The organism is Oceanospirillum beijerinckii DSM 7166 (assembly GCF_000422425.1).
GTDB lineage: Bacteria > Pseudomonadota > Gammaproteobacteria > Pseudomonadales > Halomonadaceae > Oceanospirillum > Oceanospirillum beijerinckii.
Genome location: NZ_AULT01000008.1, coordinates 83,189 through 94,440 on the forward strand (window position 1 = coordinate 83,189; position 11,252 = coordinate 94,440).

Below are 11,252 nucleotides of genomic sequence, written 5' to 3' on the forward strand. Positions count from 1 at the left end.
GTGTTTCCTGCTATAGATCCAGTCTGATAGTGCTGGCTCATACCGAGTAAATAGCACTGTCAGACATCCCGCTTTGATTGGGTGGTTTGCAAGACCGGTAATAGAACCGGCTCTCCTTTAGAGCGCTTCTTTTAGGGAGATCGCTTCTTTTAGGATGATATATGCAGCGCCTGATCCCAGATAATAGACGAGAAGAATCGTGCGTTATATCAGTACCCGCGGCCAAGCGCCCGCTCTGAATTTCGAAGATGTTGTACTTACCGGCCTGGCCAGTGACGGTGGCCTGTATGTACCTGAAACTATCCCTCAGTTTTCTGCTGAAGAGATCGCCTCCTGGGCGGGCCTGCCTTACACCGAGATCGCCTTTAAGGTGATGCACGCCTTTATCGGTGATGAGATTCCGGCAGATACGCTGAAAGCGATGATTGAAGATACCTACGGTACCTTCAAACATGATGCGGTAACTCCGCTGAAGCAGCTGGATAGCAACCACTACCTGCTGGAGCTGTTCCATGGTCCTACACTGGCGTTTAAAGATGTGGCGCTGCAGATGCTGGGTCGTCTGCTGGATCACTTCCTGGGCAAGCGTAATGAACATGCGGTAATTATGGGTGCAACCTCTGGTGATACCGGTTCTGCTGCGATTGAAGGTTGTAAGCCGTGTGAGCATGTGGATATCTTTATCCTGCATCCACACAACCGTGTATCTGAAGTACAGCGTCGTCAGATGACTACGGTACTGGCGGATAACGTATTTAACATCGCGGTTGAAGGTAACTTCGACGATTGTCAGGCGATTGTTAAAGCCAGCTTTAACAACCAGGGCTTCCTGGGTGGTAATACCCGTCTGGTGGCAGTGAACTCGATCAACTGGGCGCGTATTATGGCTCAGATCGTGTACTACTTTGTTTCTGCTGTGGCTGTAGGTGCACCACACCGCAAGGTATCTTTCAGCGTACCGTCTGCCAACTTCGGTGATATCTTTGCCGGTTATATGGCGTACAAGATGGGCTTGCCGGTGAACCAGTTTGTTGTTGCCACTAACGCCAACGATATCCTGCACCGCGTCATCAGCAAAAACGATTTCAGCAAGCAGCCGCTGTTGCACACGTTGTCGCCAAGTATGGATATTGTCGTATCCAGTAACTTCGAACGTCTGCTGTTTGATCTGTATGACAATGACGGTGCTGCGGTTGAAGATCTGCTGAACCGCTTTAACAATGAGCCGGTGCAGCTGGATCAGGCCCGTTGGGATAAAGCCCGTGAGCTGTTCGACAGCCTGAGTGTGGACGACGACACCACCATCGACGTGATCAAAGAAGCCTTTGAGCGTACCGGTGAGCTGCTGGATCCTCATACTGCAACGGGTTATCGTGCAGCAGAAGCCTGTAACCGTGACAAGTCTGTGCCTATGATCACGCTATCGACCGCACACCCTGCGAAGTTCGAAGATGCGATTGTCAAAGCGGGCTTTAAAGGCGCACCTCTGCCACCACATATGGCCGATCTGCTGGAGCGTGAAGAGCGTTACAGTGTACTGCCTGCGGACGCTGATGCGATTCAGCAGTTTGTGGTGCAGAACAAGCGCTGATTAAATTCCAGGGGCGTCATCCCCCTGGTCTCGTTGTACAATAGGGAGCTTTTAGGCTCCCTATTTTTTTACCTGATCATTCAGTTTCAGGCCCATTCGCAGATAAGCAGACTAAAAGGAAGGATATGGCGTCGCGCAGTAAGTTACTTCATTGGTTAGGCAGTTTCTATTTCTGGAATCTGTTTCTGGTTATGCTGGTTATGGTGCGGTTTATCCGTTACATCGACCTGCCGGAAACCATCGTGGGCTGGGGGTATCTGCTGACGACCTGGGTGGGGCATAGCGCGTTTCTGACTTTCCTGCCTTTTCCGATACTGCTGGCGTTAATTGTTTTTGCTTCAGCTCGTTTGTTGATTGCCAGTTCGGTGGCCGTATCCGTGCTGGGAATCTCTGTGCTATTGCTGGATAGTTTTGTTTTTGGTCAGTACCGTTTTCATATCAATCAGATGGTGATCAGTCTGTTATTGAATGATACCGATGGTCAGATTTTTGAGTTTTCACTGTCCTCCTGGCTGATGCTGGCAGGCGGAATACTTGCTGTGTGTACATTGCAAACCTCGGTTGCTATTAAGCTTTGGCAGCGTGGCAAGCGACGCGAGAAGAAACGAGCGTTAAAGCCCTTTGCATTGGGGCTGCTGGCTTGCCTGACTACCAGTCACTTGGTTCATGCCTGGGCCGATGCGGTTTACCAGTTTGATGTGACCCGGCAAGCACGTTTCTATCCACTAAGCATTCCAATGACGGCACGTTCCCGATTGGAGCAGTGGGGGATCAGTAATCCCGAAGCAGCTGAACAGGCGCGCATGCTGAAAACAACGGAAGGCTCGCTTAACTATGGTCAATCTGCTTTGCAGTGCAGTCACCCTACCTCTGCTATGAATGTACTGATGGTGGTGGTTGACTCCTGGCGTGAAGATACCTCCTATGCGCCTTTTTCCCCGAATATTGCGGCCTTTTCTGATCAGTATGGTGTACGTTTTGCTGATCACTACAGCGGCGGTAATGGTACGCGTACAGGTATTTTCAGCCTAATGTATGGTTTGCCAGGTACCTACTGGAACGCTATGAAATCAACGGCCACCCCTGCCGTTATGATCAAAACCCTGCAGCAGCAAGGGTTTGGGCTGGGTATTTTTGCCAACGCTACCCTGGTTAATCCGGCATTTGATAAAACGGTGTTTGCTTCTGTTAGCAATCTGCGTCTGAAGACAGAAGGGGGCTCATCACCACTTCGGGATATTCAATTAACGGATGATTGGCTGAACTGGTTGGATAAGCATCAAAGTGAGCCGTCATCCAGGCCATTCTTTGGTTTTCTGTTTTATGATGCACCCCATGCCTATAGCTATCCAAAAGGTTACCCAGAGCATTTCACTCCGGTATGGGAAGAGGTTAACTATCTGCTATTGAACAACGAATTCAATCCTGAGCCTTATTTTAATCGTTATAAAAACGCCGTGCACTTTACTGATGCTCAGATTGGTCGGGTGCTGGATGATCTTAAGTCCCGGGGCTTGCTGGACAATACCCTGATTGTGATTACCGCTGATCATGGGCAGGAATTTAATGATAGCGGTATGAATTATTGGGGACATGGCAGTAACTTTACTGATGTTCAGGTTAAAGTGCCCATGATTATAGTTGACCCAAGACGTAAAGCGGCAGTGGAGACTAAAACAACCAGCCACCTTGATGTGCCTGCTACTATTCTGGAAAGCGCATTAGGCTGTCAGGATGATAGTCTGAGCTATAGCAGTGGTCAGAATATGTTTCAGCGTGAGAGTCGTCAGTGGCTGATTGCGGGTGCGGATAACAATCATGCGGTCATTGAACCAGAGCGCATTACTGTCACTTATCATAGCGGTCGCTATGAAGTATTGAATAAAGAGTATGAGCTATTGGATCAGCAGACATTGGATTTATCAACGATGAAGGAAGTTATGGATGAGATGGGGCGGTTCTATAAATGATGGCACCCGAAATTCGTCTGCGTCCACTGAACAATCAGGTCCTGCTTCAGGCTCAAGCATTAGGTTTATCGCCTTTATTGGCAAAGGTGCTCGCGGGGCGGTTAAGTGAGGGTGTACGTAACCTTGAGAGTATTGTTCAGCCAGCGTTGCAGTATATCGAGCGACCAGAGAAACTAAAAGATGCGGGTAAAGCCGCGGGGCGTATCGCTCAGGCGGTGATGCTGGGGCAAACCATCGGAGTGCTGACCGACTATGATGTCGACGGTATCACCTCCCATGCAGTGATGTATCGTGCGTTAACCGAACTCTTTCATCATCCTGCAGATAAAATCCAAAGTTTAATCGGTCATCGCCTGCAGGATGGTTACGGTGTCAGCGCAGGCTTAGTCGCGCGTATTCTTCAACTACCTGTGTTGCCCGATGTGATTATCACCGCAGACTGTGGCTCCAGTGATGAAGCCCGTATTGTGCTGCTTCAGCAAGCGGGTATTGATGTCATCGTCACCGATCACCATGCCTTGCCGGTCGAGGGGCCTCCGGAGTCGGCTTTCGCCATGGTCAATCCTACTCAGAGTGATTGCGGTTACCCTGATGCCACAATCGCTGGCTGTATGGTGGCCTGGCTAGTGATGTCTGCGGTACGTATGGAATTAGTCGCCCAGGGATATTTGTCGGAAAAAAGCTCCAAACTAGGCTTTTTGCTCTCTTATGTGGCTCTGGGTACGGTAGCCGACTGTGTCTCTTTGGGGGATAGCGCCATTAATCGTGCTGTGGTGAAAAATGGCCTGGACTTGATTAATCGGTTTGATCAACCCTGCTGGAGAGCTGTACGGAAATTGCTGAAAAAAGAGGACCAGCTGTTTTCGGCAGATGTGCTGGGGTATCAGCTGGGGCCGCGCATCAATGCCCGTGGCCGTTTGGATGATCCTTATGCCGCTTTGCACTTTATTTTGGCGCCTTCTGATCATCAGGCGGAGCAGTATTTATCGATACTCGATCAGGATAATGAAGATCGAAAAGCGATTGAACAAGAGATGACTCTGTCGGCCAACCAACTGGCGCAACAGCAGGTTATACAAGGGCTCGAGGCGCTCAGTATCTATCTGCCGGAAGGTCATCCTGGCGTGCAGGGTATAGTGGCTTCACGAGTGACTCAGAAAACAGGAAAGCCTTCAGTTGTATTGTGTCCTGCTGTGAATCCTGAGCATATGACAGGTTCAGCGCGAAGTATAGATCAGGTCCATATTCGAGATGCTTTGCAATGGGTGCATGACAATAATCCGGATATTATCGTGAAGTTTGGCGGGCATAAGGGGGCAGCTGGGTTAACCATTCAGCGAGCGTCGTATTTAGCTTTTGTGCAAGCTTTTGATCAGGCTGTAAAACAACAAATTGGCTTGGAAAATTTACAGCCGGTGATCTGGGTTGACGGTGAATTGGAACCAGAACAGATCAGTGAACAAACCTGGCACGAGTTACAAGCATTACAACCCTACGGTCGTGAATTTGATAGCGCTTATTTTGAAGGTCACTTTCTGGTTGAGCAGCTCAAAGTGATTGGTGCAGATCAAACTCATCTTCAGCTTTTGCTCAGTGACTGGCAGCAAACGTATAGCTATCGTGCTATCTGGTTTAAGGCATTAGCTGCTGGTCAAACACTTAACTTCAGCGAAGGTGATTATATTCACTGTGTATATCAGCTCAATCTGAATCACTTTCGTGGTCGTAGCCAGATTCAACTGATGGTCGAGTGGGCAGGAAAGAGCCACAAGTGACAACAGGCTGTACACCAAGCCTCTGGCATCCCTGTTTATGCAAATATTTATTTTAGTAGAATCTTTTCTCTACTGTAACTAAATGTTAAAAAAAGAGGGGATGTCATCAACCTGTAAGCAAATAAATCTAGGGTTCCAAGCTGACTTGATACTTAACTCAAATCAAAAGTCAGCAGAATGATGTAAAAAAGGGCTTATTTGACTATTGCCATGCGCGCGCAGGATGTTTAAAGTAGCCCCTGCGATTGAAACAATAAAGGTTTAAGGTTGGCTGGTTGTGCTGGCCGGCTAACCAAAATTTTCTGCAGTATTTGCAGAGCGATTGAGTAGAGAAAGGAAATTAACAAATGAAAAAGACTCTGATTGCTACCGCTATCGCTGGTGCTATGAGCTTCACAGCTGTTGCTCAAGCAGCAGAAGTAAACTACGACCTGTACGGTTCCCTGCGTGTTGTTGCTGAAAATCCTGATGAAGGTGACCTGAATATTGGCGATAACTCCTCCCGTGTTGGTATTAAAGCTTCTACAGAGCTGAATGGTGGCATCACTGGTATCGCTCGTTTAGAATTTAAAGCCAAAACTGATTCTGGTGACGTTGGTGATGGCCGTCTGGCTTACATCGGTGCAACTGGTGGTTTCGGTACTGTAACTGCGGGTCGTCAGTGGACTCCTCAGTACCTGTGGACTTCTGGTAAAGTAGATATTCTGGATGTAGGCTCTAACCCAACTCACTCCTATGATTGGGCTGGCCGTCAAGGTAACACTCTGGCGTACATCACTCCAGATATGGGTGGTTTCCAAGCTGCAGCAGTACTGGTAGCTCGTAATTCTGGCGTTGATACTGGTGACGACGCTGATGCATATAACCTGGCTGCTCACTACTCAGCTGGTGGTTTCTCTGTAGCCGTTGCTTCCCTGATGTATCAAGGTTCTGTTGATGAGAACTACACCTCTGTAGCCGCTAGCTACACTATGGGTGATCTGTACGTTGCTGCTGAAGCAACTGACAACGGTATCGACGACGAAAACACGTTCGAAGTAGCAGGTTCTTACGCTATGGGTGATGTTAAACTGCTGGCTAACTTCGTAAGCTTCGAAGATGGTGAGCAAGTTGCTGTTGAAGCTCAGTACAAACTTGGTGCTCAGTCTCGTGTAGCCGCTACTATTGTAACAGCTGATGATGATGCAGAAGCTGCGAAAGCTGCTGGTAAAACCGGTTCATCTGATTCTGTAGCTCTGAGCTGGCGTGTAGACTTCTAATCATTGCTTGATTAGTCGTACTTACATCGAAACGCTGATCGGTTTTAAGATCAGCGTTTTTTTTCGTATCCTATTTTAGTGCTTTATCCTCTGATTACCTGTGCTTGCAATGCTTACCATTCAACCTGTATTGCTGGTACAACATTTCTTTCCGGTCTGATTCTTTCCCGTACGCCTAAAATCCAGTAACATGCCTCGCCTTGTGCTATTGCCTAATGAGAGGTTGTTTTGGCTGCCCCCCGTGCAAAAATCACTACCGATAAAGTTTTTGATGGTTTGGCTGAGAAGTTCCGTCGTAATGTCTATGGCACCGCCAAAGGCTGGTTACGTCAGCAGATTTTGTATCAGGATCTGCAGCAGATTCCCTTTCTCAATCAGCAAATTGAGCCTAATAGCACAGCGAATGTGTTAGATGTGGGCGGTGGTCTGGGACAGATGTCTGATTGGCTGGCACAGCAGGGGCATCAGGTTTGTTTTACTGAACCCGCTGAAGATATGCGTGCCGAAGCTCAAGTCTTGTTTGATAATCAGCAACAACAGCACAACTATGCTTTTCCGGTGCAGGTATATGACTATAAATTGCAGCAGATCTCTGAGCAACTGGAGCCTGCGCAATTAGTAGTGTGCCACGCCGTACTGGAGTGGTTACATCAACCACAAGAGGCTTTACCCCATCTCGCGACTATGATGCAGTCAGACGGCTGGTTATCCCTGATGTTCTTTAATGAACACGGTTTGCGTTTTAGCAATATCGTAAAGGGTAACTACGATAAAGCATTAAGGGATACCCTTGATGGTACCGGGCAACGACTGCGCTTAACGCCAATCAGTCCGCAAGATCCAGAGACAGTGATTCAAGGGCTGCGAGATCAGGGGCTGGAGATTGTATCTGTCGCGGGTATTCGCATTTTTAATGATTATCTGCGTGATAAAGACCCGTCAGAGGAAGACCTGTTAAAAGTTCAGGAGCTGGAATGGCGCTATTGTCATCAAGACCCTTACTGGCGTTTAGGGCGCTATATTCATGTGATAGCCCGTAAACCGGCGTGATATTTTTATTGTTTGAGCCCCTTGGTCGATCCGGTTCATCCGCTTAACGGTGATCAGTGCTCTTAAAGTGGATCTCTTAATCGGCCCCTTGTTGACTGAATCACTTTGGATTCAGCAGGTTAAATCTCAAGATAGTACGTGAGGATAAAATGGCATTAACACCTGCCAGTGAACTGATTATGCGTAACCAGGCTGAATTAAGTGGCCGGGTGTTATTTGCTCATATTCCCGATGATGGCTTGCTGAGTCAGTTGGGTCAGCTGGAAAGCCCCATTGTCTTAACGGATGACTGGCGCAGTTTCAGTTCTATGCAACATCAGCCTAAACTTGAACCGCTTTTTCAGAGTCAGGTGCCGGATATCCCCCCTGTGGATAAGATCGTGCTCTTTATGCCTAAGGCAAAAGAGCAAGCGCGCTATCTGATTGCTCAGCTGTTACCTCTGCTGAAAGAGGGGGCTGAGTTCTGGCTGGTAGGTGAAAATAACGGCGGCATTAAGTCCGCTGATAAGCTGCTATTGCCCTTTACCGACAAAGTACAAAAAAAAGATAAAGCAAAAAAGTCCACGCTGCTGAGCATGATACCGGTTGTGGATAAGATTCCGGCTTTTGAGCTGGAGCAGTGGCAACAGTATTGGTCGCTGGATACAGGGCTTAGTGCAGAAGCTGGCGCTAGTTCAGAGTCCGCATTAGAGTTAGTTAGCCTACCCGGTGTGTTTAGCCATGGCCGCTTAGATGAAGGTTCAGAGCTATTACTGCAACATCTGCCGAAAGTCCGGGCCAGTGTGGGTTTTATCCCTAAAGCACTGGATATGGGCTGTGGTTGTGGTGTGATTGGTTTAAGTTTGCTTAAACAGCAGCCAGAATTGGCGCTGACCGCCTGTGACGTTAGCGTGATGGCGGTAGAAGCGACTAAACTGAGTCTAGCCCATAATCAGCTGGAAGGTGAGGTCATCGCTTCCGATATGTGGAGTGAAGTGGAAGGTCGCTATGATCTGGTGATCTCTAATCCACCGTTCCATACCGGTCTGAAAACTGACTATGTACCGACCGAGCAGTTTATTCGCCAGGCGAAGAAACACCTGAATCGTGGTGGTGAACTGCGTATTGTCGCTAACCGCTTCCTGAAATATCCAGACCTGATTGAGCAAGTGTTTGGTAATTGTGAACGTATTGCTGAGACCGGTAAATTCTGTATCTGGTCCGCGCGCGTGCAAATCTAACGGGTTTTACCATGCAAGATAATCAAAAAGATTCCATATTTGCCAATCCTCTGGATAAGGTCGCCACCTTCTCATTTGATGATCAGGTGGTGCAGGTTTTCCCGGATATGATCAAGCGCTCAGTGCCTGGTTATAGCAATATGATCGGTATGACCGGCGTGATTGCCCGTCGCTATTGGCAGCCGGGTACCCGGGTCTATGATCTGGGTTGTTCCCTGGGAGCGAGTACGCTATCGGTTTGTCACCAGATTGATGACCCTAATCTGGAGATTATCGCGCTGGACAATTCTGAGGCGATGATCGAACGCTGTGAACGGGTGTTTGCGCAGGAAGCTCTGAATAGCGATGGTTCAGCCCGTAATATTCAGCTGGAATGCGCCGATATCTGTGAGTACCCCATCGAAAATGCCTCTGTGGTGGTACTGAACTTTACCTTCCAGTTTTTGCCACTGGAGAGTCGTTTACCCTTGTTGGAAAAAATCGTTGCCGGTTTGGCTCCAGGTGGCGTGTTAGTGCTCTCTGAAAAGGTGCGTTTTGAGCAGGCCGATAAGCAGGATACTCTGTTTGATCTGCAGCTCGACTTTAAACGCGCTAATGGTTATAGCGATCTTGAGATCAGTCAGAAGCGTGCAGCACTGGAAAACTTTCTGCAGGCGGAAAGCTTTGAAACCCATCAACAGCGTTTTGACCAAGCGGGTTTTGCTCATAACTGCGTATGGTTCCAGTATTTGAACTTTGCCTCCATGCTGGCCATTAAAGCCCGTTAGGTTTTTTACTAAATAAGTAGACTGATACCAACCTCGATCAATTATTGTAGGTGGGAAAAGCCGCAAGGCACCTTCCGGCAACGGCTGAGTATTGGAATCCGTGTCGGATGGCGTTTCTCTTATCCGACCTACTTTGACTACCTATTTCGTATATCAAGAAACTATCGGTATTCGTATTAAATCTTTAACTCTCTGAAAAATAGTAACCAGACCATGACCGATTACGCCCCTCTCTATCAGAAATTTGCCGAAGAAGGCTTAACCCGTTGGTTGGCAAAAGTGCCCGAGCAACTGGAGCATGGTCTGGATACCAAACGTTATGCAGATCTGCCCGGTTGGCTTAGGGTTGTGGATAAGTTTGCCACCGCAGAAGAACTGGCAGAGGATGGCTATCAGGTGACGGTGGATCTGGATCGCAGTGCGGTGCTGGTAAAAGCCTCTCCGGCTTTGCCTGAACCTCAGCAGGCGAAATACCGTAACCTGATGAAAAAGCTGATGCCATGGCGCAAAGGTCCGTTTGAGTTGCACGGTACTTATATTGATACCGAATGGCGCTCAGATTGGAAGTGGGATCGCCTGGAAGAGTTTATCGCGCCGCTGCATAATCGTCGGATACTGGATGTCGGTTGTGGTAGTGGTTATCACTGCTGGCGTATGGCCGGGGCCGGTGCACGCTTTGTCGTCGGTATTGACCCTTCACCGCGTTTTCATGTGCAGTTCCAGCTGATTCGCAAGCTGATGGGGCTAGCTGATGGCAATAAGGTCTTCCATCTGCCAGTGGGTATTGAGGATGTACCGGCGAACCTGGATTACTTTGATACAGTATTCTCCATGGGGGTATTGTACCACCGTCGTAGCCCGATCGACCACCTGTACCAACTGAAGGAAGCCCTGCGTCCTGGCGGTGAGCTGGTGCTGGAAACACTGGTGGTGGATGGTGATGCTCAGCAGGTGCTGGTGCCGGAAGATAGATACGCCATGATGAATAATGTCTGGTATCTGCCAAGCCCTGATGCACTGGTACTCTGGTTAGAGAAATGTGGCTTTATCAATGTACGTGTGGTGGATGTGTCCGTTACTACATTGGACGAGCAGCGCAGTACGGAATGGATGGCCTACCAATCGCTGGTGGATTTCCTGGATCCTGAGGATCACAGTAAAACCGTTGAGGGTTACCCGGCACCTAAACGTGCTGTTGTGCTGGCAGAGCGGCCTTATTAGTAAATGGAATAACTATATATAAGTACTATCTAAATCGATATTTCTATAAATCGTTTTTTTCTAATATTATGGCGATCAATCTTTAGTCACTAGAAGTCGTTCAGCACTTATCTGCCTCAATCAGATACTGCTTAGCTTATTTCTTCTGAGGTAATTATGAATATTGATCGTCTGATGTTTGTGTTTGCGGGAAGTATGATTCTAATCAGCCTGCTGCTGACCCATTTTGTACACGCCAACTTTGTCTGGTTCACCGTATTTATTGGTTTCAATATGATCCAGGCGGCTTTTACCGGTTTCTGCCCGGCGGCTAAGATTTTTAGCAAGATGGGTATTCAAACTGGCTGCGCATTCAGTAAATAGCGCACCCTCGGTCCTTTGGAAAGCTTGCCTGACTAT

At 48.2% G+C, this 11,252-nt stretch carries 9 protein-coding genes; all 9 read left to right on the top strand.

Features of this window, described 5'->3' with window-relative positions; translation table 11 throughout:
- Positions 1 to 199: 199 nt before the first annotated feature.
- Entirely contained in the window at positions 200 to 1,591 is a 1,392-nt protein-coding gene (gene thrC / locus H579_RS0102855; RefSeq protein ID WP_028299421.1) for a threonine synthase, read from the top strand.
- Positions 1,592 to 1,716: 125 nt separating this feature from the next.
- A complete protein-coding gene (locus tag H579_RS0102860; protein WP_028299422.1) occupies positions 1,717 to 3,561 on the top strand; it encodes a DUF3413 domain-containing protein in 1,845 nt (614 codons plus the stop codon).
- On the top strand, positions 3,558 to 5,336 hold the full coding sequence (gene recJ, locus H579_RS0102865) for a single-stranded-DNA-specific exonuclease RecJ (RefSeq protein ID WP_028299423.1): 1,779 nt from the start codon (positions 3,558 to 3,560) through the stop codon (positions 5,334 to 5,336). Before H579_RS0102860 ends, recJ begins: the two co-directional genes overlap by 4 nt.
- Before the next feature lie 347 nt (positions 5,337 to 5,683).
- The gene (locus H579_RS23990; protein WP_051227254.1) at positions 5,684 to 6,595 is read left to right on the top strand and encodes a porin; all 912 of its coding nucleotides are present in this window, start codon (positions 5,684 to 5,686) and stop codon (positions 6,593 to 6,595) included.
- A 228-nt stretch (positions 6,596 to 6,823) separates the two neighbouring features.
- Positions 6,824 to 7,645: a methyltransferase domain-containing protein gene (locus H579_RS0102875; RefSeq protein WP_028299424.1), complete on the top strand. Its 822-nt coding sequence runs from the start codon at positions 6,824 to 6,826 to the stop codon at positions 7,643 to 7,645.
- Positions 7,646 to 7,794: 149 nt separating this feature from the next.
- Complete coding sequence (locus H579_RS0102880) at positions 7,795 to 8,865, top strand: methyltransferase (protein WP_036565173.1); 1,071 nt, start codon at positions 7,795 to 7,797, stop codon at positions 8,863 to 8,865.
- Positions 8,866 to 8,876: 11 nt separating this feature from the next.
- On the top strand, positions 8,877 to 9,632 hold the full coding sequence (gene cmoA, locus H579_RS0102885) for a carboxy-S-adenosyl-L-methionine synthase CmoA (protein ID WP_028299426.1): 756 nt from the start codon (positions 8,877 to 8,879) through the stop codon (positions 9,630 to 9,632).
- Between the two features lie 213 nt (positions 9,633 to 9,845).
- Positions 9,846 to 10,853 (top strand): tRNA 5-methoxyuridine(34)/uridine 5-oxyacetic acid(34) synthase CmoB, encoded by a 1,008-nt coding sequence (gene cmoB, locus H579_RS0102890; protein WP_028299427.1) that lies wholly within the window; start codon positions 9,846 to 9,848, stop codon positions 10,851 to 10,853.
- 156 nt (positions 10,854 to 11,009) lie between these two features.
- Positions 11,010 to 11,216 (top strand): YgaP family membrane protein, encoded by a 207-nt coding sequence (locus tag H579_RS0102895; protein WP_028299428.1) that lies wholly within the window; start codon positions 11,010 to 11,012, stop codon positions 11,214 to 11,216.
- The last annotated feature ends 36 nt before the right edge of the window (positions 11,217 to 11,252 follow it).

Coding starts and splice junctions, on each gene's coding strand:
- recJ (WP_028299423.1), top strand. CDS start 3,558: ATGATGGCACCCGAAATTCGTCTGCGTCCACTGAACAATCAGGTCCTG.
- H579_RS0102895 (WP_028299428.1), top strand. CDS start 11,010: ATGAATATTGATCGTCTGATGTTTGTGTTTGCGGGAAGTATGATTCTA.
- cmoA (WP_028299426.1), top strand. CDS start 8,877: ATGCAAGATAATCAAAAAGATTCCATATTTGCCAATCCTCTGGATAAG.
- H579_RS0102860 (WP_028299422.1), top strand. CDS start 1,717: ATGGCGTCGCGCAGTAAGTTACTTCATTGGTTAGGCAGTTTCTATTTC.
- H579_RS23990 (WP_051227254.1), top strand. CDS start 5,684: ATGAAAAAGACTCTGATTGCTACCGCTATCGCTGGTGCTATGAGCTTC.
- H579_RS0102880 (WP_036565173.1), top strand. CDS start 7,795: ATGGCATTAACACCTGCCAGTGAACTGATTATGCGTAACCAGGCTGAA.
- cmoB (WP_028299427.1), top strand. CDS start 9,846: ATGACCGATTACGCCCCTCTCTATCAGAAATTTGCCGAAGAAGGCTTA.